This window comes from Novipirellula rosea (genome assembly GCF_039541335.1).
Classification (GTDB): domain Bacteria; phylum Planctomycetota; class Planctomycetia; order Pirellulales; family Pirellulaceae; genus Novipirellula; species Novipirellula rosea.
In genome coordinates, this window is the sequence record NZ_BAABGA010000018.1 from 94655 (window position 1) to 119559 (window position 24905).

At 56.1% G+C, this 24905-nt stretch carries 20 protein-coding genes; 12 read left to right on the forward strand and 8 right to left on the reverse strand.

The features are described from left to right. The first annotated feature begins 22 nt into the window (after nt 1–22). The 3 genes from ABD971_RS07045 to ABD971_RS07055 all read left to right on the forward strand — a co-directional run bounded on the left by ABD971_RS07045 (nt 23) and on the right by ABD971_RS07055 (nt 3361). The gene (locus tag ABD971_RS07045; RefSeq protein WP_345320693.1) at nt 23–1189 is read left to right on the forward strand and encodes a glycosyltransferase family 4 protein; all 1167 of its coding nucleotides are present in this window, start codon (nt 23–25) and stop codon (nt 1187–1189) included. A 171-nt stretch (nt 1190–1360) separates the two neighbouring features. Continuing rightward, a complete protein-coding gene (locus ABD971_RS07050; protein WP_345320695.1) occupies nt 1361–2302 on the forward strand; it encodes a serine/threonine-protein kinase in 942 nt (313 codons plus the stop codon). An 87-nt stretch (nt 2303–2389) separates the two neighbouring features. Beyond that, nucleotides 2390–3361, forward strand: a complete 972-nt coding sequence (locus tag ABD971_RS07055; protein WP_339939577.1) for an acetyl-CoA carboxylase carboxyltransferase subunit alpha — start codon at nt 2390–2392, stop codon at nt 3359–3361. An 819-nt stretch (nt 3362–4180) separates the two neighbouring features. On the opposite strand, the gene ABD971_RS07060 is transcribed toward ABD971_RS07055, so the two are convergent. Next, entirely contained in the window at nt 4181–4909 is a 729-nt protein-coding gene (locus ABD971_RS07060; RefSeq protein WP_345320697.1) for a CvpA family protein, read from the reverse strand. A 449-nt stretch (nt 4910–5358) separates the two neighbouring features. Between ABD971_RS07060 and ABD971_RS07065 the strand changes: the two genes are divergently transcribed. After that, nucleotides 5359–6087 (forward strand): metal-dependent hydrolase, encoded by a 729-nt coding sequence (locus ABD971_RS07065; protein WP_339939573.1) that lies wholly within the window; start codon nt 5359–5361, stop codon nt 6085–6087. A gap of 147 nt (nt 6088–6234) precedes the next feature. Here the strand turns inward: ABD971_RS07065 and dtd are convergent, their stop codons facing one another. Continuing rightward, nucleotides 6235–6681, reverse strand: a complete 447-nt coding sequence (gene dtd, locus ABD971_RS07070; protein ID WP_345321054.1) for a D-aminoacyl-tRNA deacylase — start codon at nt 6679–6681, stop codon at nt 6235–6237. Between the two features lie 98 nt (nt 6682–6779). Here dtd and ABD971_RS07075 point away from each other — a divergent pair, with 98 nt between their 5' ends. Then, nucleotides 6780–7685: a DUF1559 family PulG-like putative transporter gene (locus tag ABD971_RS07075; protein ID WP_339939569.1), complete on the forward strand. Its 906-nt coding sequence runs from the start codon at nt 6780–6782 to the stop codon at nt 7683–7685. 239 nt (nt 7686–7924) lie between these two features. Here ABD971_RS07075 and ABD971_RS07080 read toward each other — a convergent pair whose 3' ends face one another. Next, a complete protein-coding gene (locus ABD971_RS07080; RefSeq protein WP_345320701.1) occupies nt 7925–9139 on the reverse strand; it encodes an argininosuccinate synthase in 1215 nt (404 codons plus the stop codon). Between the two features lie 95 nt (nt 9140–9234). Between ABD971_RS07080 and larB the strand changes: the two genes are divergently transcribed. The 4 genes from larB (at nt 9235) to ABD971_RS07100 (ending at nt 13194) form a co-directional block, all read left to right on the forward strand. Continuing rightward, nucleotides 9235–10203, forward strand: coding sequence for a nickel pincer cofactor biosynthesis protein LarB (larB, locus tag ABD971_RS07085; protein WP_345320702.1), 969 nt, complete (start codon nt 9235–9237; stop codon nt 10201–10203). Then, nucleotides 10200–11090 (forward strand): NAD(P)H-hydrate dehydratase, encoded by an 891-nt coding sequence (locus ABD971_RS07090; RefSeq protein WP_345320703.1) that lies wholly within the window; start codon nt 10200–10202, stop codon nt 11088–11090. The genes larB and ABD971_RS07090 overlap by 4 nt, the downstream gene beginning before the upstream one ends. Before the next feature lie 108 nt (nt 11091–11198). After that, the gene (locus ABD971_RS07095) at nt 11199–12179 is read left to right on the forward strand and encodes a bifunctional riboflavin kinase/FAD synthetase (protein WP_345320705.1); all 981 of its coding nucleotides are present in this window, start codon (nt 11199–11201) and stop codon (nt 12177–12179) included. Nucleotides 12180–12195: 16 nt separating this feature from the next. Then, nucleotides 12196–13194: a DHH family phosphoesterase gene (locus ABD971_RS07100; protein WP_339939559.1), complete on the forward strand. Its 999-nt coding sequence runs from the start codon at nt 12196–12198 to the stop codon at nt 13192–13194. Nucleotides 13195–13355: 161 nt separating this feature from the next. On the opposite strand, the gene ABD971_RS07105 is transcribed toward ABD971_RS07100, so the two are convergent. From ABD971_RS07105 to ABD971_RS07120, 4 genes are all read right to left on the reverse strand, one after another. Beyond that, nucleotides 13356–15386 (reverse strand): membrane or secreted protein, encoded by a 2031-nt coding sequence (locus tag ABD971_RS07105; RefSeq protein WP_345320707.1) that lies wholly within the window; start codon nt 15384–15386, stop codon nt 13356–13358. A gap of 604 nt (nt 15387–15990) precedes the next feature. Next, on the reverse strand, nt 15991–18327 hold the full coding sequence (gene ppk1 / locus ABD971_RS07110) for a polyphosphate kinase 1 (RefSeq protein ID WP_425571269.1): 2337 nt from the start codon (nt 18325–18327) through the stop codon (nt 15991–15993). A 117-nt stretch (nt 18328–18444) separates the two neighbouring features. Further along, nucleotides 18445–19557: a c-type cytochrome domain-containing protein gene (locus ABD971_RS07115; protein WP_339939552.1), complete on the reverse strand. Its 1113-nt coding sequence runs from the start codon at nt 19555–19557 to the stop codon at nt 18445–18447. Between the two features lie 94 nt (nt 19558–19651). Further along, nucleotides 19652–20344 (reverse strand): hypothetical protein, encoded by a 693-nt coding sequence (locus ABD971_RS07120; protein WP_339939550.1) that lies wholly within the window; start codon nt 20342–20344, stop codon nt 19652–19654. A 402-nt stretch (nt 20345–20746) separates the two neighbouring features. Between ABD971_RS07120 and ABD971_RS07125 the strand changes: the two genes are divergently transcribed. The 3 genes from ABD971_RS07125 to ABD971_RS07135 all read left to right on the forward strand — a co-directional run bounded on the left by ABD971_RS07125 (nt 20747) and on the right by ABD971_RS07135 (nt 23092). Then, nucleotides 20747–21709, forward strand: a complete 963-nt coding sequence (locus ABD971_RS07125) for a 3'-5' exoribonuclease YhaM family protein (RefSeq protein ID WP_339939548.1) — start codon at nt 20747–20749, stop codon at nt 21707–21709. Nucleotides 21710–21801: 92 nt separating this feature from the next. Next, nucleotides 21802–22497 carry a 7-cyano-7-deazaguanine synthase QueC gene (gene queC, locus ABD971_RS07130; RefSeq protein WP_339939546.1) on the forward strand — a complete coding sequence of 232 codons (696 nt, stop codon included), beginning with the start codon at nt 21802–21804 and terminating at the stop codon, nt 22495–22497. Between the two features lie 43 nt (nt 22498–22540). Next, nucleotides 22541–23092 carry a rhomboid family intramembrane serine protease gene (locus tag ABD971_RS07135; RefSeq protein WP_345320711.1) on the forward strand — a complete coding sequence of 184 codons (552 nt, stop codon included), beginning with the start codon at nt 22541–22543 and terminating at the stop codon, nt 23090–23092. A gap of 167 nt (nt 23093–23259) precedes the next feature. Here ABD971_RS07135 and ABD971_RS07140 read toward each other — a convergent pair whose 3' ends face one another. Next, on the reverse strand, nt 23260–24900 hold the full coding sequence (locus ABD971_RS07140) for a TlpA family protein disulfide reductase (RefSeq protein WP_345320713.1): 1641 nt from the start codon (nt 24898–24900) through the stop codon (nt 23260–23262). Nucleotides 24901–24905: the final 5 nt, after the last annotated feature.

The following is a 24905-nucleotide window of genomic DNA, read 5'->3' on the forward strand; positions in this document are numbered from 1 at the left end:
TCGCTTCGCTAGGAAATAATTCGTGCGTGTTGCTCATGTCATTACTCGAATGATTATTGGTGGTGCTCAAGAGAACACGCTACTGAATTGCTTGGACCTGATGCACGATTTCGGTGACGACGTGCTGTTGATCACCGGAAAAGAAGTCGGGCCCGAGGGAGACTTATTGAGCCAGGGGAGGGCAGGGGAGTTGCCAATTTGCAAGCTCGACCACTTGCGTCGTTCGATCCATCCAATCCGCGATCTCAAGGGACGTGCCGAGCTTCGCGAGGTGATCCGAAAATTCAAACCCGACGTTGTTCATACGCATAGCGCCAAGGGGGGAATTTTGGGTCGAGCGGTCGCGTGGAGCGAGCAGGTTCCGGCGATTATCCACAGCGTGCATGGGGCTCCGTTTCACGAATATCAACCCGCGCTGACGCGGACGCTGTATCGAACCTGCGAGCGATGGGCAGCCAAACGATGTCACCACATGGTTTGTGTCGCCGACGCGATGACCGATTTAATGGTCGATGCCAATGTGGCTCCGCGTGAAAAATTCACAACGATCTACAGCGGCATGGATGTCGAGCCATTTCTGCATGCGAGTGAACATCGGGACCGCGTTCGTCAGCGTTTTGGATTGTCCGAAGATGCGATCGTGATCGGAAAAATCGCTCGATTGTTTCATTTGAAGGGACACGACGACCTGATCTCGGCAGCGGTCAACGTCGTCAAACAAGTCCCGCAAGTCCGATTTCTGTTGGTGGGCGACGGCATTTTACGAGACAGCCTGACCCGCCGAATCGAATCGCTGGGATTGAGCGAGAACTTCATTTTCTCGGGGTTGGTTCCCCCCGATGAGGTACCCTCGTTGATTGGGGCGATGGACGCGTTGGTCCACACCTCGTACCGAGAAGGGTTGGCGCGAGCACTTCCGCAAGCCTTGATCGCTGGCCGACCGGTCATCAGCTACGACGTCGACGGGGCTCGCGAGGTCGCGATCTCGGGTGAGACAGGATATTTGATCCCGCCCGGTGACATCGATCAGCTCGCCGAATCGATCCTCCGATTGAGCCGCAACGGCGAATTGCGACAGCAAATGGGGAGGGCAGGGCAGAGGCGATTTACGGACCAGTTCCGTCATCAAACGATGACTCGGCGAATCCGCGAGCTGTACGAACAGCAGCTGCAGCGGCCGCAGATCTAACAAAAACCCGCGATTTAGTGCCAAAATGGATGGCATCTGGCAGTCACCCGTCGAAGTCCTGGCAGGTCGACCCGGCCTCGATCCCGACCTATCGGGCTAGGGACCGATTGAACTATCATAGAGCGATTGTTCTGTGCCGACCAAATTACGATTCGCCCCTGATTTGTGCTGATGACCAAGACCCGTGATTTTCTGGGCCCCTATCGATTGGCCCGTTTGATTCGCTCCGGAAGTACCTGTGACGTCTGGGAAGCCATCGACGAAAACTCTGAGAAGCGATACGCGCTGAAACTGCTCAAGCCATCGGCGCGAGAGGACAAGTCAGAGATCGCGTTACTGAAACACGAGTTCACGGTAGCGTCAGACCTGAACAGCCCCCGCATTATCAAAGTGATCGACTTTCGCGTCGAGTCCGGGGTCCCGTTTCTGGTGCTGCAACTCTTCAGCGAACTGAATATGAAGCAAGCGCTCCGGCAAGGCCCTGAATCGCTGGCCTACATGTTGGACAAAATCGTCGGGCAAGCCGCCGAGGGTTTGTATTACATGCACACCAAGAATTGGATCCACTTGGATATCAAGCCAGACAATTACCTTGTCAGCCGCGATGGTGAAACGAAGTTGATCGACTTTACGATCGCCGAGAAGAAGAAAACCGGATTCAGCAAACTGTTCCACAGCTCCAAATACGCCAAGGGAACACGAAGCTATATGTCGCCTGAGCAGATCCGCTGCAAAGTATGCGACGAGCGATCGGACATTTACAGCTTTGGCTGCGTGTTGTTTGAATTGGTCACGGGCAAACCACCATATACCGGCGACACGCCAAATGATTTGCTGAACAAGCACTTAACCGCATCGATCCCAAGTCCGATCGCGTACAACAACAACGTGTCCAAAGACTTTGCCGATATCATCAAGCAGATGATGGCGAAGAAGCCCGACAATCGGCCGCCGTCGATGTGGGAATTCCTGAAACAATTCCGAGCGATGGAACTGTGGAACAAGCGGCCTCGCAAACCCGATGTCAGCGTGTTCGATACGCAGACGGGAATCCGTGGCGCCGAAGACATGATCAAAAAACCATCCGCCAACGGCGAAGACGACGAAATATAAACTTCGCTTTCTAAACACGACACACGTGCGATGCTTCCGATTTTTCGATTGTCTTAGAAGCCGCACCTCACTTATCACGAGAAAAGAATGAGCGCTGGACCTGGATTAGAATTTGAATACGAGATCGCGGATCTTGAGAGCAAGATTGCGTCGCTTGAGCGTCAAACCAATCGCACTGACGAAATCGAAAAAGAGATTCGCGACTTGCGTCGCAAACTCGTCGATCTGCTACGCAATGTTTATGGGTCGCTTGACTCATGGCAAACCGTGCAGGTGGCTCGTCACAAAAACCGCCCCTACACCCGAGACTATTTGAATCTCGCGTTTGATGAATTTGTCGAACTGCATGGCGACAAACATTTTGGTGATGACCGCGCGATGCTGTCAGGATTCGCCAAACTCGATCGCTTCAAGGTGCTGGTCCTCGGCCATCAAAAAGGACGCACGTTCAAAGAACGCGCGGCGTGCCATTTCGGTTGTGCCCATCCCGAAGGCTATCGCAAAGCGATGGTCAAAATGCGATTGGCCGAAAAGTATCACATGCCGCTGATCTGTTTCATTGACACGCCCGGTGCATACCCGGGGATCGGTGCCGAAGAACGTGGCCAAGCGCAAGTGATCGCCGAGAGCATGTTCATGATGAGCCGCTTGAAGACGCCCGTGATCTGTGTCGTGATTGGCGAAGGCGGATCGGGCGGCGCATTGGGCATCGGCGTGGGCGACCGGATCGCGATGCTGCAACATTCTTACTACAGCGTGATCAGCCCCGAAGGCTGTGCGGGCATCTTGTGGAAGAGCCACGAACATGCACCCAAAGCCGCCGCCGCGCTGCGGTTCACCAGCGACAATTTGAAGCGACTTGGCGTGGTCGACGATGTGCTCGAAGAACCGCTCGGTGGCGCCCATCGTGACCACCACCAAATGGCGTCGCGACTAAAGAGTTATCTGTCGCGAACGCTGTCGGATCTGGAAACCAAAACGACCGAAGAACTGGTCAACGAGCGGTATGAAAAGTTCCGCCGGATCGGTGTCTTCTTGGAAGACGCCGAAACGGCATAGGTGAACAAAAGAGAACCAAAAGTCAGTTCTCGCCAAACTCTAAAATCGAGCCATTTTCTTTCGCTCGATGGGCGACGCATCCCGCGGATGCGTCGCCATCTCCGCAGGCCAAATCTGGCCTCAGTCGATCGAACATCTCAAACAGCTGAACGCTGCATTCCGAGAGCTTGCCGAGGGATCCAGCGAAGGCTTCGCCAAGACAATCGCACGGGCAAAGTTGAGGGGCAAAAGCGGAGGGCAGTGCGACAGCGAAACGGCCAAGTGAAGCGTCGCAAATCTTGACGGACGAGTGTCGTAATCACGACCGCGGCGGAAGTCAGCACCGCCTTTGTTTTGATCGTTCGATTCGCACAGCAAACGGTCGCGACAACGCATCGTTTGCGAGCGAGCGATCGGTGACGAATGATCGCGTCGACACATCGTCGGGAGCTGAATCAGGCACCGGGTCCGGCAGAGTAAAAAGCGGGAGAGGCCGGGTTTTGCGGGCGAAATCAACCGCCCCGCAACGTCCGATAATGCCCCTTATGTTGTATTAAAGGTGCGTAAAACCCCGTGTTTTTGGCATTTCGTGTGGGATAGGCTTCTAGCCTGTCATCAGCATGGCTATCCCGACCAAACTCTTGACGAGTTTCGCTACGAATGCATGTGGGATAGGCTTCCAGCCTGTCATCGGTATAGCTATCCCGACGAAACTCTTGGCGAGTTTCGCTACGAATGCATGACGAAACTCTTGGCGAGTTTCGCTACGAGTGGACGGAGAGTGATCGACGAAAACAGATGGAGAAATTGACAGACCTTGAAGCCTATCCCACAGCAACATCAGCGTTGGAATCCGTTCCATGGTTGCTGGGCTTGCTGAGGCACCGATTGGCCTGAATTCCAGCCTCGCGGATCGACCGGCAACGGCGCTCGGCCAGCCGGGTTTCCCGAACCGTCATCCCACAGTGATTCGGGCAAAACTCCGTTCGCCGCGTCCCCCGCCATCTTGCGTCCGACGCCTTCCAAAAAGCCTGCAGGCGTGCCTTGGGAGTCGTCCGAATTGAAGCGTTTTTCGAAACGGTCCAGGTACGGTTGTACGACCTCTTGGATCTCAGGCGGGATCACCGATTCACTGCGAGCAAGCACGCTGGCGATGTAGTTGCCGCTCTTGCTGCCGACAATTTTCTCGCGAACGTTTTCGCCGAAAAGCGTGACCGCAAACAGCGTGATCAGGATGCAATAAAGTGCTCCCTTGGCCAGCCCGAACATCGCTCCGATTTGACGATCAAATTCGCGAAGTTTGAAGCGGTCGATCGTGCCGCTGACCATCCGGAAAGCGACCCATACGACCAGCGATGTGCCGACGTACAAAATCAACATCGCCAAGAAACGGTTCCATGGCGGTTCAGCATGGATCGATTGGCTGAACGGCTCACGAAAGTGGTAGGCCACCATGTAACTGACCACGATCGAAGCGATCGAGGCGAGCTGCCAGGCGAAACCCTTGATCGCGCCGAACAGCAACGCGCCGACCAATACAACCAACATCATGATGTCGTAAATTTCCACCAGAACGCTTTCATGCGAGTAAGGGGCATGCGAGTAAGGGGCATGCGAGTAAGGGGCATGCGAGTTACGAGGCGGGAAGGGCGGTTGCGACTGAAAAATTTTTTATGCAAACCAGGATCGCAAACATTGCCGCCAAGCCCATCTCGAGAAACTCGTTTGATAGCAATCGACTCATCGCTTCGAGCATACAATCCAGCCGAGCTTCCACTTTGCGCGGATTGTAGAGAAGCGATCTTGCCAAGCGAAGATCAATTGATTCGGGCTTGGCAGCCCCCTGGAAAAAATCCTATGTAAGAAGCTAAGGAAATCTGTATTCGTCACGATACCTTGGTCATGCATCCCCAACAATTGAATTGCTACCAATTGCTGTTGATGCTTGCAAAACGTAACGAAGTTGATTTCCAGTAGCTCCCCCATTTTTTTTTCACCACTCCCCTGCCCTCCCCGTCGTGGCCGATTTCAAAACGCACATCACCGGCAGCACGATCGTGGGCATCGCCTACGGTTACTGGGGCGTGACGTGTCAATCGATGTCGCTTGAGAGCGGAATTCTGGCTGGCGGATTGTGTTCGGTCAGCGGCATGCTACCGGACTTGGACAGCGATTCAGGAATCCCGCTTCGCGAAACCAGCATGTTCGCTGCAGCCGTCGTGCCGATGTTGATGATCGAACGGTTTCGCGATCTGGAACTGTCGCATGAAGCGATGGCGTTGGCGGCAATGCTGATCTACATCGCGATCCGATTTGTTGCGGTCGAATTTTTTAAACGCTACACAGTCCATCGCGGCATGTGGCATAGCATTCCTGCCGCGGCGAGCGCGGGGTTGCTCGCGTACCTCGTGATGCCATGTCCGAGTGAATCGATTCGCGTCTACAAAAGCATCGCGGTGGTCGTCGGGTTTCTCGTCCATTTAATCCTTGACGAGATTTGGAGCATCGATTTTGGGGGAGGGCGGTTTCGGCTAAAAAAATCCTTCGGTACCGCGTTGAAATTTTTTGGCCAAAGCCAGATCGCCAACGTCAGCGTGTACGCAAAATTGTTCCTATTGATCTATCTTGCTTGGGGTGACCATGGCGTGGTCGACCGCATCCGGCAACGATCACGACTGGACAACAGCTATATCGCCAAGCCCGCTCCGGAAATGATCCAGTGGGACAAATGGTTACCGTGGAGATAACGAGATAAATCTTTGCAGGACATCGTCCAGGCTAAGAATTTGGGCACGCAGTCGTGGACGAGGCCACGAGTCTGCACATTTCATGGCACGGATGGACTCGTAGCCTCATCCTCTACCCCAAAAAACAGGCTGGATGCAGCACTCGATTTACGATCCTGTTCGATCGAGTATCAGCGTCACGGGACCATCGTTGACCAAGCTGACTTGCATGTCGGCGGCAAAAATTCCTTCTTCGACCTGGATGCCGGTTTCCCGCAGCTGTTCGTTGTACGACTGGTAGATTTGGTTGGCGATTACGGGGGCCGCAGCATCAGTGAACGCAGGACGACGCCCTTTGCGACAATCGCCCAGCAATGTGAATTGGCTGACGGCTAAAACCGAGCCTCCGATATCCAACAGCGACCGATTCATTTTCCCTTCGTCGTCAGGAAAGATCCTCAGTTGCGAAGTTTTCTGTGCCAACCATTTCGCTTCGGTCACGGTATCGCCGTGGCCCACGCCGACCAACGCTAGCACGCCCCGCTGAATTTCGCCAACCACCCTGCCCTGCACTTCCACCTTGGCCGACGTTACGCGCTGAATCACGATCCGCATCCGATTTCCTTTTGAAACCATTGAGTGTTATTGGGCAAGATTTCCGCATAGAATAGCTCCAGCGGCTAGTCCTTAAAACGCCATCGAATCGTTGTGCCATGCCTTATTTGTTCACCTGCCCTCACTGCCAAACCAAAACGCAAGTCGAAGATCGGTATAGCGGTCAACGGGGAGAATGCGTCACGTGTGGTGGCGAGATCCAACTGCCTGACTTCGCCAGCCAAGCGACTCCTCAAAACATTCAGTCAACGTCGGTCTCAAAACAGTTCGCTTCGGTCGTCGCGGCAATCGTGGTGATGATTTTGTTACTCGCAATTGGGTTTGCGGCAATTTACCAAGGTCGACAAACCGTCGGCTTGCTGCAAACCAACCGAGATCGCACCGCATCGATGCGCAACCTCGAGAAAATTGCGGCAGCGATGAACGCCTATGCCGCCGACCACGGAAGCTATCCGCCTCCCTTTACCACGGACGCGGCGGGTAAACCGCTGCAATCGTGGCGAGTGCTGATTCTGCCCTACCTTGGCGAAGACGAGCTGTACAACCTGATCGATCGCAACGCGGCCTGGGACACGCAACAAAACATGTCGGTTGCATTTTCGCAGATGCCCGCTGTCTATCGCCATCCCAGCAGCCAAACAAGCGGCGGATTTAGCGAAAGCGGTTACTACTTGGTCACGGGCGACCGCACCTTGTTTCCGAGCACCGGCCCGCTGGGTCCCAACCAAGTGGTCGACGATCCGCTCAAGACGATCCTGGTTGTCGAAGCTTCACCCCCGGTCACCAGCGGCGTATGGACCGAACCGGTCGATGTCGACTTCGCGACGCTCCAAGGCATTGGGGGATCGTCCAACAACATCGGAGGGTTACTTGACACCGGTGCGGCCATTGTCACGGTGGACGAGCGAGGACACTATCTCGATGACGCCACCCCTGCCTCGACGCTGCGAGCCCTGGTGACGCCTCGCGGTGGCGAACCGCTCGCGGATGATACATTGGATTAGCCGCGTTGTCGCAGCCGGCTGACGAAGGCCGTTTACATCTACATGTCGATAAAATCAACACGTAGTGGACGAGCCAACGAGTCCCCGTATTGCTGTCTTTGGCGTGAGACTCGTTGCTGTCTTTCGTATAGGACTCGTTGCCTCGTCCACTACCGGTTGCGGGACTCGTCGCCTCGTCCACTACGGCTTGCAAACGAAAGCCTTGGCGACTTTCGCTACGGATTCTATTGAGTTCGCAATTAGAACTTGCGAGGCGTTACCGCTGCTTGCACTCGACTCGGCAAACCTTGGATACGCAAGAAGCCTTCGGCGTCGTCTTGGTCATAGGTTCCGCCGCCTTCCATCGTTGCGATGTCTTCGTCGTACAAGCTGTTGGGGCTGGTACGCGAATCGACGATGATATTGCCCTTGTAGAGCTTCAGCGTCACGTCGCCGGTCACTGGTTTTTGCGATTCACGCATGAACGCCATCAACGCGTCCATCTTTGGCGTGTACCAGAATCCGTAGTAAACCATTTCGGCAACTTCGGGAGCCATGCGATCACGCAAGTGCATCAAGTCACGGTCCATCGACAACTGCTCGATGTACATGTGTGCGTCGTACAACACGGTCATGCCAGGCGATTCGTAAACGCCGCGGCTCTTCATCCCGACGAAACGATTTTCGACCATGTCGATGCGGCCGACGCCGTTGCGTCCGGCGATCTCGTTCAGACCTTCGACCATTTCCAAGGCACTGACGGCTTTTCCGTTCAGCTTGGTTGGCACGCCCGACTCGAATCCGATCGTAACCGACTCGGCTTTGTCCGGAGCTTCTTGAGGGCTGACGCCCATGCCGAAATCAACGATCTCGACACCGTTGACGTCCAACTCTTCGAGCTTGCCCGCTTCGTAGCTGATGTGCAGCACGTTCTCGTCGCTGCTGTACGGTTTGGCGGTCGATGCTTTGACCGGAATGTTCTTTTCGTTGCAGTAGGCGATCAACTCGGTGCGTCCAGGGAACGCGTCGCGGAATTCTTTGATTCGCCAAGGAGCGATCATCTTGATGCTCGGGTCGATCGCATCGGCGGCCAGTTGGAAACGGCATTGGTCGTTGCCCTTGCCGGTCGCCCCGTGAGCGTAGGCGGTCGCACCGACCTCGTGAGCCACATCGATGCACACCTTGCTGATCAAGGGTCGAGCGATCGAGGTGCCGAGCAGATAGATGCCTTCATATTTGGCTTGCCAGCCGAGCACGGGGAAGGCGAAATCACGGCACAGTTCTTCGCGAACATCGACGATCCGTGACGACTTGGCACCACAGTCGCGGGCTTTTTGCAACGTCGCTTCGCGATCTTCACAAGGTTGTCCGAGGTCGACGTAGACCGCGTGCACCTCATAGCCTAGGTCTTGAAGCCAACCGAGAATGACCGAAGTATCTAAACCGCCCGAGTAAGCAAGTACGCAGCTTTTCATTAGGATGTTATCCACCGAGAATGCAAGAACCGAAGAAACGATGTTCGTCAACGAGCACCAATTTGAATTTTGATTCCCCTGGACTGCAACCGCCCATGCCCCACGACTCTTCGCAGCTTTCGCAATCCGACCGCCCTGCCCTGCCCCAACCGCCGAGCCCGGCGGCTTCGCTTTCACCGGAAATTGCCGCATTAATCGCGGACGTGGCCACGGGATCCACGTCGGTGGCCGAGGCGATTTCAGCACTTCAAATCGCAAATATCGGCTCGGCTCAAAATGCCCACATCGGCAACGAAGCCGAGAAAATGGCGGTCATCGACGGCGCCACGGTCGATCTCGGGCGACGACGACGGTGCGGTTTCGGTGAAGTGATCTATGGCGAAGGCAAAGATTTCGAGCTGATCGCCCGCATCATCGACTCGCAAATCGCCGATGCTCAGACGTCGCTGGTGACCCGCGTCCACCCCGAGGTCGCAGAGAAATTAAAATCACGGTTTCCTCACGGCCACCATCATGTACTGGGCCGCACGTTCCGTACTCACCTCGCTACCGAAGCCCCCTGCCCTGCCCCGATCGATCCCAGCGCCCCAATCGATCCCAGCGAACGCTCATTTCATGTTGCCGTGATCACTGCGGGCAGCACCGATGCGGCGGTGGCGGCCGAGGCGATCGAGACGTTGACTTGGATGGGTGTCGCCGTACGCGTCTTTACCGACATCGGCGTCGCCGGGCCGCAACGTCTGATCCACGCCTTGCCGGAGCTTCGTAAAGCGTCCGCCGCCGTCGTAATCGCTGGCATGGAAGGTGCACTGCCCCCCGTGGTCGCTGGCCATTTGTCGATCCCGATTTTCGCGGTCCCCACCAGCGTAGGCTACGGAGCGACACTGGGCGGATTGACCCCGCTACTGGGCATGCTCAGCAGTTGTGCGGCAAACGTTGCGGTGGTCAATATCGACGCGGGATTCAAAGGCGGCTATTTGGCGGGAACGATCATCCGCCAACTCGAAAATGCCCGAGACCATTCGACCCCCAGCGAAAATTCGTCACTTAAGGAATCGCAATGAGCCACCAGCCCCCCGCATCGTTTCCGAAACGTGAGCGAGATTCACATAAAGGCAACTTCGGCCGCGTGCTGCTGTGCGGTGGTTCACGAGGCATGGCGGGATCGATCGCGCTTTCGTCGATCGCAGCGCTGCACACGGGGTCGGGCTTGGTTTCGGCCGCCGTTCCCGATCGATGCTTGGAAACCGTCGCCGCGTTCCATCCCTGCTTGATGACAATCCCGTTGGCGGATGCATCACGAGGCCACTTCGCCGTCGCTGCGGCCGATGAACTCGCCTCGCGTCTGGACAGCTTGGATGCAATTGGATGTGGTCCCGGGATGACAACGAACGAGGGATCGATACAAATTGTTCGCCGGTTGCTGGAGCCCACCAAACTCGCTCGCGTTTTTGACGCCGACGCGCTCAACTGCCTGGCCAAGATGGACTGGGCCGAGCAAGATCCGGTCTCGTGCGAAGCCTCGCAATCAAGCAGCGACGTTTCAAACAACATCGTGCTGACGCCTCACCCAGGCGAATTGGGACGATTGACCGGCACGACAACGAAGGACCGCGACTTACAAATCGAAGCGGCTCAAAAATTAGCGGCCCACCACGATGTCACCATCGTGGTCAAAGGAGGCCCGACGGTCGTGGTCGATGCGACGCGGACCTGGACCAATTCGACGGGCAACCCCGGGATGGCGACGGCGGGCTCGGGCGATGTGTTGACGGGCGTGATCACATCGCTGCTGGGGCAAGGAATGCCGGCTTGGGACGCCGCACGATTGGGGGTCTGGATCCACGGAGCAGCGGGCGATCGAGCCGCTGCGGAATATGGGCAAGCCGGGATGAGTGCGTATGAGCTGCTGGCGGAATTGCCAAAAGTGATAGCGGCCTTCGATTCCTGAGCAAAGTCAGGCATAATGTCCAATTGCGGTACGGCCGAGGGTGACTGCCCTGCCCTGCCCCGCACATTGTTCAACGCGACGCCTCCCTTTCTTGACCGATTCTGACACGTGACGAAAATTCTCCCGCTTGCCGAAGTGACTGATGCGGTTCGCGGCGGCGTGATCAGCATCGGGAATTTCGACGGAGTCCATCGAGGCCACGCGGCGTTGATTGGCCAGGCCCGGGAAATGGCCAACCGCATTGCGGGCCCCGTGGTCGCGGTCGTACTGGACCCGCACCCCGCTGCGATCTTGCGTCCCGACCGGGTGCCGCCGAAATTGACCTGGATCGAGCGGCGCGCCGAATTGCTCTCACAGATTGACACCGATTTTCTGGTGGTCGTGCCGACAAACCAAGCGTTTTTGAACCTTTCGGCCGCAGAGTTTTTTGAATCGCTGGTCAAGGAAACCTTGTCGGCCAAAGGCATTGTCGAAGGCCCGAATTTCTTTTTTGGTCGTGGACGCGAAGGCAATATCGAAACGTTGCAAACGCTCTGTGGCGAAGCCGAGATCGAATTAGCGATCGCAGATTCGAGCATCGACAATGACGCGATGATCAGCAGCACGCGAATTCGCCAGCAACTCGAAGCGGGCAATCTCGAAGCAGCGGTGCAAATGCTGGGGCATCCCCACCAGATCCGTGGGCGAGTGGTTCGCGGCGATGGACGCGGAGCCGGCATCGGCTTTCCGACCGCCAATCTCAGCGAAATCGACGTCCTCGTCCCCGCTGTTGGCGTTTACGGGGGCTATGCGATCCATGATGGCGTCCGCTATCCCGCGGCGATTCATATCGGCCCCAACCCGACCTTCAATAATCGCAGCGAACGGAAAGTCGAAGTCCATGTGATGGACTACACTGGGGATCTTTACGACCAAACGCTGCAGGTTGACTTTGTCAGTCGAGTGCGCGACATTGCCCGCTTCGAGTCGGCTGAAGCCTTGGTCGCTCAGCTGCAATTGGACATCGCCTCGGTGCGAACGTCCCTTGAAAAAATCGAAAACGGCAAAATTGAAAACGCCAAATCCGAAAACAATACGAATCTCAAGTAACCGAAAGTAAAGCCAGATGGGTGTTCAGTGGAAAGCCTTTGTTGACCAGATTAGCCACTACGAATCGTTCGTGCTTGTCAGTCACATTCGCCCCGATTGCGATGCGTTGGGTAGCGAATTGGGGATGGCCGAAGTGCTGCGAACGATTGGCAAGAAAGTGCGAATCATCAACGCTCACCGCACCCCCGCGGCACTGCAATTCCTCGACCCTGCTGGCAACATCGAAGTCCTGGGCGACGATGTGGAAGCCGAAGACATTTCGGCCGATTGCATCATGATTCTCGACACCAGCGCCTGGGCACAACTCGGTGACATGGGCGATGTCATCCGCAGCTCCCGCGCCGACAAGATCGTGCTGGACCACCACGTGGGCGAAGACGAACTCGGCGCGACGATGTACAAGGATTACCAAGCCGAAGCGGCCGGCCATCTGGTTGTGCAAGCCGCCGATGCATTGGGCGTTCCATTGACTCGCAGCATGTCAGTTCCCTTGTTCGCTGCAATCGCCACCGACACAGGATGGTTCCGGTTCGGCAGCGTCACGCCCGAGACCTACCGCGTTGTTGCGCGTTTGGTCGACGCCGGCGTCGTTCCCAGCGAAGTCTACTCGGATCTGTACGAGCGTGACACGCTGGGCCGACTGCGTCTTCGCGGGCTGATCTTGTCACGAACGCAATCGGAACTTGACGGTGCTCTGATGCACACCCATGTCGAAAAAGAAGATTTTGCCAAAGTCGGCGCCGAACCCAATGACACCGAAGACGCCATCAATTTGACGTTGGCCGTGCAAGGCACCAAGGCGGCGGTAATCTTTGTCGGACAAATTCGAGGCGGCTTCAAACTGAGCTTCCGCAGCCGATGCGGGATGGACTGCAACGAGGTGGCACGAAAGTTTGGCGGCGGCGGTCACAAGGCTGCAGCCGGCGGATTCCTCGAAGGCACGCTCGACGACGTTCGCGGACGTGTGTTGCCCGTCGTCATCGAAGCCGTCGAAAAAGCACTCGCCGCCGAGTAAGAAGCTCGCGGCCGGTAAGAATCGGCGGCGATCTGAACAACGCTTGTCCTGGAACTTGTTGCAGAACAAGCGAAAACCCGCGGCGGATGTCCGCGGCGACATCACGCTCGCTTCATCAATCAACAAGCCGCTAATTGCGGCTCGGATCGACAACCGGGCCGCTATTTCAAGTAGAAACCGCTGAGTGACCAGCCATCTTTTTCGGTCACAATGTAATTCCCACCTTCGGGAAGATGTTTTTCGATTGCCGACAGCGGTGGCAGTTTATCGGTCTTGATCGGCTCTACCTCATCCCCGTTTTCGTCTTTGAACACGCGGCGAATGATGGTTGCTAGGATCGTGTCGCTGTCTTTTAGCTTTCCCGTTCGCAGCAATTCGTATTTCACGCGGAGCGAGACACTGGTGCGTGCGATCCGGCTGAGCGAAACACTCTTGGCCCCAAGATCCTTCAGTGCGTCGACGACTCGAACCACCTCCGGCAGCTTGGCAAATCCGCCATCCTGTCCACTGTGAATCCGCTTAGCCGTCTCGATCAACAAATCGGGATGGCTCGAGAACATCAGGTAAGAATCCCCATTCGCTCGGTTTTCATCGACCACAGCAATGGCCCAATGATCCAACAGCGGCGGGGCCTGCTCGACCGTCTCTTCGTCAAATCCCAAGTCGCCAAAGACATCGGCTTCAAAAGAGATATCCGATTCGCTGCCGCGTTGAACCCGCCAAACTTCCACGCCTGGCAACACGTCCAGCTTGCTGGCGTCAGGTTCGACTTCCATCGCTTTGCGAACGGCGAGCTTGATTGCGTCGGCATTCTTCAAACGGACCGAAACCAACATTCGTTCCGAGTTTATCTCCGCTGGCAATGTGTTGTCGGTCAACAAGATCACTTCGTCTCCCAGGGCGGGCAAGACATTGTTTTTCAGATCGATTTGAGGCCCGTCGGTATCGTCGCGAATCCCTTCAATCATCGGCGCAAAAATGTCATCGCCAAAGGCTTCGTTGATCATCGATTCAGACGCCCAAAATGCATCCGCGATCTTCAATCGGACTTGGCTTACGGTTCCTGTGTCCTTGCCAACCCAATTTGGAACCGGATCCAAGCCCGCGTTGAAGAAGGACAACATTCTTGCCGCTTTCTCATACTTGCTCGGCTGGTCGGTAGTGGGTGGAGCCAGAACAAAACCGCGATGCAAAATGTCGTAACGGTCACCCGCGATCGCCAAAATGCCGCCGGCCGCCTTGATGGCATCGAAGCCTTGGTTTTCCAGCAGCTTCAAAATATCGACCTGGTTGCCACGATCCACTTGGAAGGTTTCACGCAGAATGCGGCCCATCTGAATAGGGCGAGCAAACCATTCGCCCGCCACCGTGCTATGGCCTTTGGTGAACGGATCCTGCATCGCTCGACTGGACCGCGTCAGCACGTCACGGAACTCGGCCGATTCGCTAATCGAAGGGCTTTTCATTTCGCCCGCAATCGCGTCGAGCACTCCCGTGACCACGGTGTCACGATCCGAGGCAATGATGCGAGTATCATCCAGCGTGATGGCGATCTGCTCGATCTTCAGCTGTCCCGGCTTGGGCTTGGTGGTGTAAACGCGAATCGTTTGCCCGCGATATTCGACATCGTTGCGGGTCGCCCCGCCGGTCTTCAGATCCCGATCGATCTTATCGACCGCCGCATCCGCTTTGTTACGGAGCCCACGGATGTCGGCGATCACGCACATCGAAAAGGGACGCCGTTTGTCTTTCGGGAATGGCAACCAAGCCACGACCGCTTCGCCAGAGGCGATATCGTACAGATCCTGAGGTTTCAGCCCGACGCGATTGTCGAGCGAATCGAGATAGTTTTCGGCGCGTTCACGCTGAGCATCGATGAAGGGCTGCATCGCTGGATCATCAAACAGCTGCCCAATGTGTGTTTTATCCCATGCACTACAAAAATCAGGCACGTCGGGAACACGAACCAAACCTGCCAACGAGTCGGGCAACAGTTTGATCGCGGGCACGTACCCAGCTGCGGCGCCCCCTGCCCCGCCATTCGCTACGGCGGCATTGGCCCCAACGCCATCGGCCGAGTTTTCAGTCGCATCTTGAGCACGGACCGTGTTACCACAAAATCCAAGCGTAATGACGAATAAAAACAGGAAGGGAGCGACTCGTGAAGGGAAAGCGTAGGCTAGGCTGTACATTCAGTATCCGGTCTCTAAGACTTCTCTGGGAACATGAGGTGTGAGCAGCCTGCAAGTCCAGCCGCCCGACAACCCGTATGTTATCGAACTCGATTTAGCCCCGAAACGCCGGCTAGGCAACTTATGAGGACAAAATCGACTCTTTACCGAAATTCTTGGTGAACAGAAATGCCGCAACCTACGACATGCATCCCCCCGAAATAGGGAAACACCCCTCACAGACACAGCCTTCCCCCCCAAGCAAAAACATGGCCCGAAAAGCGAGTCGCGGCGGTTTGCTTTAGTCGCGATGCGGATCACGCCGAAAGCATCGACCTATGCGTCAGATAGCTGGTTTTCTTGGCGGAGCGGCGAAAGCTGCCCAGTCGAAATCAACGTTGTTATTCATGGCGAACGGACGGCTGTCGCCCAATGCCATCTACCTTGGGTAGCGCTCGCGGCGCAAGCCGTCCGGTTGTCGCGAGTAAAACGTTCGAGAATTACCGGGCGGCTTGCGCCGCACCGCTACAAACGCCCCCGCCCCCGTTTAGTAGAAGTGGTAGATCGCGTTGGGCTGGCGCCGCCAGCGATACCAAAGCAGACAGCAGCCAACCCCACCACGGAACTAGTCAGGCTGTTTCGGCTCGTGCGTCTCAAACGTGGTACGGCGACTCTGCTTTGCCTTTCGCGTCACCTCTACCGCTTCGTTATACAGCACAAGTTGCGACTGAAACGCGCCCTTGCCCTTCTTGTCCGACTGCCCCCGATCGTACAACCCGGTCGGCAACATTCGCCACGCATTGGTGTTGTCTTTGAAATAAGTTCGCAACACATGCAGCAGCCGTTCGCGGGAGGCGGGGTCCATCACCGGCACAAACAACTCGACGCGGCGATCGAGATTTCGCGGCATCCAATCCGCACTACTGATAAAGAGTTCATCATCGCCGCCATGCCGAAAGTAGACGATCCGAGCATGCTCGAGGAATCGATCAACGATCGAGATCACTTCGATGTTCTCGCTCAATCCCTTCACGCCTGGCTTCAAACAGCAGACGCCACGGATGTTCAAACGAACCCGCACTCCGGCCTGGCTGGCCCGATACAACGCATCGATGACCTGGGTGTCTACCAGCGAATTGAGTTTCGCAACGATCTCTCCTTTCTGGCCTTCGAGACAACGCCGCGTCTCGGCTTCGATCAGGTCGAGGATTCGTTTTCGCAGTGTGATGGGCGCCGCGGCCAGCAACTGCAATTGCTGGGGCTGACTCGCACCGGTCACGGCATTGAAGAACGTGGTCGCATCGGCGCCGAGCGTGTCGTTGCATGTCAACAACGACACATCACTATAGATATTCGCGGTCGCCTCGTTGTAATTCCCCGTGCCAAAATGCAGGTAGCGTACGATCCCCTGCGGCTCGCGGCGAACGATAATGCAAACCTTTGCATGCGTCTTTAGCCCACGAATACCGTAGATCACCTGGACGCCGGCCTGTTCCATTTCACGAGCCCATTCAATATTCCGGGCCTCATCAAAACGCGCCTTTAGTTCCACGATCACCGAGACGTATTTTCCTCGTTCGGCCGCCCGCATCAATGCAGCCACAATCGGGCTCCGCTTGCTGGTGCGATAGAGCACTTGTTTGATCGCCAGCACGTCGGGATCGACCGCCGCTTCTTCGATCAAGCGGACGATCGGATCAAAACGTTCATAGGGATGCACCAGCAGCACATCGCCTTTAGCAATCGTGGTGAACAAGCCTTCGGCAGGATCAATGCTGGGATGCGCCTGAGGCACCCAGGCTTCATCACGAAGCGAATCGAAGCCCTCCAGACCGTGCAAGGTGAACAGATAACTCAAATCCAACGGACCATCGATCGGATACAGATCTTGATTGGTCAACTGCATCACTTCGGACAAAAACGAGACGATGTGATCGCTTGCCGCCGCACTGTATTCGAGCCGTACGACACGAGACAATCGTCGACTTTCGAGCACTTCTTCCATGCCATCGACGAGGTCCGCCGCGCCATCCTCTTGCAGCTCGACATCGGCGTTTCGGGTAATCCGAAACGCGACACATTCCATCACCTCACGCCCTGGGAAAAAATCTTCGACGTAATGCGTCACGAGATCTTCGAGCAAGATGTAGTCGTGACCACGCTCCGAAGGCATCGAAACGAGCCGGGGAACGGAGCGGCCAAGGGGAATCACCGCGAATTGCCAAGAATCGCCCACCTCCGATTCGACGACTTCCGAATCGGCGACTTCCGAATCGGCGACTTTTGAATTAGGGGAAGACTCAGAATTCGCATTCGATTTGGACGCGGTTTTGGCCTTCTTGGTGACGGCAGTCTTCGGGCTGGGCGCCGCCTCTGCCGCTACGTTTGAATCGGCGGTGTTTTTCTTCGGCGGCAACGCGCGCAGACGAACACACAGATGCACGCCCAACCCTTGCAGCAGCGGAAATGGACGATCGTGGGTGATCGCATGGGGTGACAAAACAGCGGAAACATCGCTGTGGAACCGTTGATCAGCGACTTCGCGAGCCCGATCACTGCAATCACTGACCTTCACCCGGCGGATTTCCGCAGCGGCCAACTGCGGTTCGAGCACGTCGCGAAGCAGATCATATTGACGAGCCACCATCTCGTGCACACGACTGGAAACCGCGTTGATCTGCTGTGAAACGGTCAATCCGGCGGCATCACGCACCATCGCATTGCGGTCAAATTGCAGTTTCAGCCCCCCGACGCGGACCATCATAAATTCGTCGAGATTCGAGCCTGAAATCGCCAGGAATTTGGCTCGTTCGAGCAGTGGAACCGATCGATCCTCGGCTTGCTCGAGGACGCGTTGATTAAATTCCAGCCAGCTCAGTTCCCGATTCATGAATCGATGATCGGGAAGCGGCAAATCAATCGCGTTAGGCTTTTTCCTAGCGCCTGCACTCTTTTTTGACACGACGGCGGTTCATGATAAGAGGAGATGGAGGACGTCCGTATGCTGCACCAATGTAACGGAGCCCGCAACGCCGTGGGAGGCACCTCACACCCCAGAATCTTGTCGCCGGATTGCGAACTACTCCGACGCAGACGCCGTCGCTTCGGTTTCGACCGTCACGCCCTCTTTCGACTCAACGACCACGGCAATCTGCGACTGCGACTGGCCTTCGGTGCCGAACAAAACCCGGAACGCTTTGGGATAAAAGTCTTTGCCGTAGCTCAGTTCACCGCCCTGATGACCAACCAAACCGACAATCCCAGCAACGACCAACAGCCCGACTTTCCAAATGCGTGTCCACGCGATGCTGTCTTTCCAAACACTGACCGCTGCGACGACCATCAATACGACCGCCATGATCGTGACAATGATGCCGCTCCAACGATGCCAAAAGACCTCCGAGTCGAAATCAATGCGGTCCCAACCGGCATAACCTTGCTGAGTCGCAAACGACCACCCCATCGCTGTCGCTGCGACCGAGGACAATGCCCCCAAAATCAAACACGCCAATGGAATCTGAGTACCGATCTCGGGCCACTTCATCCCCAACACGACGAACAATGCACCGACGGTAAGCAACGCGATCGGAAAGTGAACGGTGGCCGGGTGCAGGTAACCTTGAAACGCCCATGCACGCTCGGGCAGACTTCGCTGAAGCGGCTCCGATGCGACCGGCGGAGTCGTTTCAGCGGACGCCAACAATGGCACGCCTTCGGGCCAATGAGCTCCTTCGGAAATCCAGACACGGACAAGCGCGAGTTCGCCAGGGGTCAAGGGTCCACCGTGCGCCGCCGGGGGCATCAACATGTCTTCATCATCGGTCGTCAGATAGTCGACGTACAGCGAGCTGGATTCGATATCTTCGGCTTCGACATACCCCATCAATGAATCGACATCGTCAACGCGAAAATCGTTTTTGGCTTCCTTGGGACCGTGACACTCCAGACAACGAGCAACAAAAATAGGAGCGATGTCTCGCTGAAAATTCACCATCCGGCCTTCGTCATCCAAAATCTTCGCAGGCCCCGAGACATTTTTTTCCAGAATCACAACATCCACATCGGGCGTCTGAACGGTGACGCGACTCGGCGGATCGGCCGCCTCGGAATCGGCAAACACGGGGACAGCCACAGACACAGCGGCAACGAGCATGAATGCAACGCGAGGCGGCAATGGGAGGATGGTTTTCATGTCAGTCTCAATTAATAGGAGGGACTCAGAAAGCTCTTCATGAGCTGACGGCAATTCAGGTGGGAAGCGGCGGGGGTGGGATGGCAGGAAGGGGTCAGATCACAATTCCGTCAAAGGCTTTGGTTAAACCGAGAGTTTGGAGTTCGATTTTAACATCTTTCGGGGTGGGTTTCTCTAAGGTTTCCGCGACCTCGTCGGCCAACAGTTGAGCGAACATCGCACGGGCTTCGGGAAGGATCTGTCGAATCCGGGCATCGGTTAATTCGAGTCCCCGTTCAGCTTTGATTCGCTGAGCCAGCGGTTGCCCCGGCTGCTTGGGCTTCGTGGTGGCACAGTGCAAAACGGAAAACATCGGCATCTCGGGATTTTTGTGCTCGAGTTGCTCAAGCGAACGCCAAGCACGTTCCAGCAACCCGGTCCGCCAAAACGACAACCACTTTTCATTATCGTTCATGATCGACTCGATTGACGCGCCCGAACGCTGATTTTCCGGAAGTTCCGCGAGTCGAGTTTTTGCGGTCGAGCGAATCGCACGAATTAAGAAATCTCGCAGTTTGCCTTTTTTATATTCGCCGAAGCCGACGGAAACCAAATGGGCAATCAGCAATTTCAGACACTCGTCCGCATGATCCGAAGAGCCTAGAATCGCCAATAATTGGCGACGAACGGTCACCAAATAACGCAGCACGAACCCGGCCGCACTGTTCGCTTGCGTCCATGGATTCGACGAACGGACCAGATTTACCGAAGTCGTTCGCTGTGCTGCGGCGGGAGTATCTTGTGACATAACCATCATTTTAACCCGAACTTACTACAATCTGAACTCCCTTCGCAAGCAGAACCACGAGAGAGAACAGCAACGCAGGGCGTAGCATAACGTGAGGAATTGGACGAGTGTGCCCCGATTTCCCACGCTTTGACGGAATTTCACCGCTTCGCTGGCTCCTGAAACGGCCGATCCATGAACCATCGGACATGCTACCCGTTTGTCCGCCGCCCTGCCCTCGCGTTCCGTCGGTCTTCCGGCGGCCTTCCCGCAGTCTTCCCCCCTGCCCTGCCCTTCAAAACGGCCGTGGGTGGCCCTCGAAACCGTAAATTTCGTGGGCCTTCCAAACGTCGCCTCAAAAGACCATCCTAAGGCGACGTGTGTGACAGACCCTCTTTTCCCCCAACGCAAGTGCTTCGCAGCGTGAATCGTACACCTATTTCAGAATTGACCGACGGGCAACAAGTCGCCCAATCGTTTCGCGCATCCGACAAACAATTGCGGGTGAACCGGCAAGGCGGCAAGTACATCATCCTGAAACTGACCGATCGCACCGGTACCGTTTCAGGCATGCTTTGGAACGCCGATGAAATCATGTTTGATTCGTTTGACCGTGGTGACTATGTCCACTGCGTCGGCCGAACCCAGATTCATAACGGGGCACTTCAGATGATCGTGACCACCGTCGAACGGATGGATGCGAGCGAAGTGGACGTGGCCGATTTTGAGCGTTTTGATGCGGACCAATCCCAACGATTGCGGTCTCGGCTCAGCGAGCTGTTGGGCGGTCTCCACAATGTTCATCTACGGCGACTCGGGCAAGCCTTTCTGAGCGATGATACGTTCATGCAGCGACTCGAGGTGGGTGCCGCGGCAGTCAGCAACCATCACGCCTATCCCGGCGGCCTGCTGAAACACACCCTCGATCTGATGGAACTGTGCATTTTAGTCGGCCCCCGCTATCCGCAACTCGATACCGAGCTGTTGATGTTTGGCGCCTTCTTGCACGACCTCGGAAAACTCGAAGAGCTCTCTTCCGAAGGCGAAGCCACCTATACCGACCGTGGTCAATTGGTGGGACACATCGTGATCGGCGTCCAGATGCTTGGTGAGAAGATTCGTCAGATCGATTCGCCCGCCGAGCCGTTTCCCCACGAACTGCGTCTACAGCTCGAGCATCTCGTGGTCAGCCATCATGGGCAAATTGAATTCGGCAGCCCGAAATTGCCCGTCACTCTGGAAGCGGTGACGCTGCATCACATCGACAACCTCGACGCCAAGATCGAATCGTACACCAACATCATCGAGTCCGACATTTCCGCCGACGGCAACTGGACAAACTATAACCCAACGATTGGCCGCAAGCTGTGGAACAAGCGAGACTAACCGTAGCATAGGCTTCTATGCCTGTGAGAACCATTTACGCTTTACCACAACAAGCACGCCCCCCAAGCCTTCGGGACCGAATGGAGACCGTGATGACAAGTCCACAAAAACGCAGCGCCGTCGTGCTTCTCTCGGGCGGCCTCGACAGTGCTACGTGCCTGGCGATCGCAAATGCGGAAGGCTTTGCGGCGCACGCGATCAGTTTTCGCTACGGGCAACGCCACGAGTATGAACTCGAGCGAGCTCAGCAGCTTGCTCGTTCGCTTGGCGCAGCATCGCACCGAGTGGTCGACATCAATTTGGCCCAGTTCGGGGGATCGGCACTCACCGATGCATCAATTGGGGTGCCAAAACACGAAGCCGTCGAGGAAGTTGGCGAAACGATCCCCGTCACGTATGTTCCCGCACGCAACACCGTGTTTCTATCGCTCGCATTGGCGTTTGCTGAAACGATTCAATCGACCGACATCTTTATCGGGGTTAACGCACTGGACTACAGCGGGTATCCCGATTGTCGACCGGCGTTCATCACGGCGTTTCAAACCATGGCCAACCTTGCCACCAAAGCGGGCGTCGAAGGGGCCGAGCCACTGCGGATCCATACGCCGCTACTGGATCTAACCAAAGCTCAAATTATCGCGAAAGGCATATCGCTAGGCGTCGATTACTCACAGACATTGTCGTGCTACGATCCAGGCGAAGGGGGCACGCCCTGTGGACACTGCGATGCGTGTCTACTGCGAAACAAAGGCTTTGCTGAAAACGCCATGACCGACCCGAGCGTGTAGGGAATCTGCAAACGGTAGCCGAGTAGCGACGCGGGACATCGCCATGAGCACTTCATTGAAAAAGCAAGCCTATCCGGTCCTGATTTTGTTGTTGGCGATGTGGTTGGTGCGGATCGTCGATTTCGTGATTCCGATCGACTTGAACCATTTTGGATTGCTACCACGAACGCCACGAGGGCTGGTGGGCATTGGCATGATGCCGTTTCTACATGCCAATTTCGGGCACTTGATTTCCAACACGATTCCGCTGGCAATCCTGTTGGGGCTAACGGTTGCATCGCGACATCGTGCTTGGCCGATCATTGCGGCGATCGTGATCGGCAATGGAGTCCTGTTATGGGTGTTTGGCCGCAGTGCTAACCACATCGGCGCCAGCGGTCTAGTGTTCGGTTTGATCGCCTACTTGATCACCGTCGGGATCCGCGAAAAACAACTCACGTCGATCGCCATCGCCCTGGTTGTCGGCATCCTGTTTGGCGGTACCCTGCTGACGGGAATGCTACCGCGATGGAGCTCCGTCATCTCCTGGGACGGCCATCTATTCGGCGGCATCAGCGGCCTGATCGTCGGCATCACAACATCACGATCGCGATAGTGATCGGCTTTGAGCGACCATGACGGAGTGCGGCAAGGCAACAACGACAACTCGCCATATGTTTTGAACGTCAGCCTTTTGAAAATCTCGGAGAGGCACTCGGCGCCGGCCCGAAAGTCTTGACGACTTCCGCTACGCTTTCGACGCAAAATGCATTAAGCGTGCAATTACTTCGGCTCGGCGAACACTTGCTGTAGTGCTTGACGAAAAACTTCTAGGCGTTTGGAGGTGCTGCTATCGATCACGGTCACCACAACTCCGCGGCGATCGAGGATGACGGTGTGCGGTAGCGACTTGGCTTGGTAAAGATAAGCCGCGTCGCCGTCGACATCCATTAGCACCGCCGCGTCCACGCTGACTCGCTCGATCGCTCGCGATGCACTCACACCGGACTCCTCCAGATTGATTGCCACCCACGCGACGTCATTGCCGCCTACCTCCAGGATCGCTTGCGAGAAATCGGACAAGCCTTGCAGGCTCGGCGCACTCCAACTGGCCCAAAAGTCGAGCACGACAACACGCCCTTTCAGCGACGCCAAGTCAAACGATTCCCCCTCGATCGTTTTCAAGTCGAAATCGGGTGCCGCCTTGCCAATCAGCGTCGAAGCAACACCTAACGCCGGTGCTTTATTAGTCGGTTCGTCGCGATAGGCCATCGGCACCGTCGCCGATTCGATTACCCAATCACGCTCGATGCGGTCCGATGCCTGAGCCGCTGGATCACGACCAAAATGAATGGATTTGATGTCGCTCAGCGGAACCTCGAATTCGGCAAACGCCCTGCTCTGCCCCGTCAACTTCTGATTTTCAATTGCAAAATCCCGTAGCGTGACTTCGCGTTTATCAACAAGCACCGCGTGCACGAGAAATTCGTCCGACGTGGATAGTGACTCGGATTGCGGGTGAAGCCAAACAATTTTGGCGATACGGTCACGCGGAAGCTCAATCGTCCTGGACCGCACTTCGACGACTAACCCTTCGGACTTTAGCTCTAAAACATTACATCGCAGCAAATCCCCCGTTACCGAGACAACCAAATGCGACGGCGGCGAATCCTGCTGAGCCCGCGGCACGACGAGCATTCGCTGCAGGTCTCGCAGGTCAACATCAAGTGGCTTGGTGACTTTGGTCAGCGTCACCGATTGAAGATCCGCTCCCTTGACCCTCACTTCGCCTTGACCAGACCATCTCGCCGTAACGCCACCCGCATCCATGCTCTCGATGTTTGCGTTGACAGCATCACCACTGCGAAAAACGATCGGCAATGCCCCCTCGGATTCCTCCGAAACATCTTCGCGACGTGGCGAACCGATCGTGATTTCCCCTTGCGAGTGTTGGGCGATCGCCGACGCATTTCGCGACAATGCGGTCTGCCACACCAATCGACCGGTCTGCTTTGATGGACGATCGACAAGCCGTCCTGCTAGCTGGACACCTTCGCAGTCGAGCTGCATCGCAAGCGAGGGCGACGCGAGAGATCGACGCCAATCAGCCACGAATGATCGCGGAAATAAGGCACGCATCGGACTTCCGAATTCATTTTGCTTGGATTCCGGAAGACGCAGTTTGTAACGTCGACCAAAGATCGTGTTCTTTTTGGTGATGCTCTGCACCACGCCGGCATCAAACTGTAGCGGCGCCGCAAACATTGAGCTGTTGCAGATGATGTGCCCCGTGGTTGCATCGCAACTGAGATTCCCGTCGACGTAGCCTCCATCGACAAGCCAGACTCGCATCCGAGGCCCTGAGGCAAACAGCGATTGCGCCGCGATGAACGTTCCTAATAAAACAGCAAAGCCAATCCGCATCGTAT

Bases quoted from the DNA above. Each gene is read 5' to 3' on its own strand.
- ABD971_RS07075 (WP_339939569.1), top strand. From the start codon at position 6,780: ATGCCTTATTTGTTCACCTGCCCTCACTGCCAAACCAAAACGCAAGTC.
- ABD971_RS07105 (WP_345320707.1), bottom strand. From the start codon at position 15,386: ATGTACAGCCTAGCCTACGCTTTCCCTTCACGAGTCGCTCCCTTCCTG.
- ABD971_RS07120 (WP_339939550.1), bottom strand. From the start codon at position 20,344: ATGTCACAAGATACTCCCGCCGCAGCACAGCGAACGACTTCGGTAAAT.
- ABD971_RS07050 (WP_345320695.1), top strand. From the start codon at position 1,361: ATGACCAAGACCCGTGATTTTCTGGGCCCCTATCGATTGGCCCGTTTG.
- ABD971_RS07080 (WP_345320701.1), bottom strand. From the start codon at position 9,139: ATGAAAAGCTGCGTACTTGCTTACTCGGGCGGTTTAGATACTTCGGTC.
- ABD971_RS07140 (WP_345320713.1), bottom strand. From the start codon at position 24,900: ATGCGGATTGGCTTTGCTGTTTTATTAGGAACGTTCATCGCGGCGCAA.
- ABD971_RS07135 (WP_345320711.1), top strand. From the start codon at position 22,541: ATGAGCACTTCATTGAAAAAGCAAGCCTATCCGGTCCTGATTTTGTTG.
- ABD971_RS07055 (WP_339939577.1), top strand. From the start codon at position 2,390: ATGAGCGCTGGACCTGGATTAGAATTTGAATACGAGATCGCGGATCTT.
- dtd (WP_345321054.1), bottom strand. From the start codon at position 6,681: ATGCGGATCGTGATTCAGCGCGTAACGTCGGCCAAGGTGGAAGTGCAG.
- ABD971_RS07115 (WP_339939552.1), bottom strand. From the start codon at position 19,557: ATGAAAACCATCCTCCCATTGCCGCCTCGCGTTGCATTCATGCTCGTT.
- ABD971_RS07100 (WP_339939559.1), top strand. From the start codon at position 12,196: ATGGGTGTTCAGTGGAAAGCCTTTGTTGACCAGATTAGCCACTACGAA.
- queC (WP_339939546.1), top strand. From the start codon at position 21,802: ATGACAAGTCCACAAAAACGCAGCGCCGTCGTGCTTCTCTCGGGCGGC.
- larB (WP_345320702.1), top strand. From the start codon at position 9,235: ATGCCCCACGACTCTTCGCAGCTTTCGCAATCCGACCGCCCTGCCCTG.
- ABD971_RS07090 (WP_345320703.1), top strand. From the start codon at position 10,200: ATGAGCCACCAGCCCCCCGCATCGTTTCCGAAACGTGAGCGAGATTCA.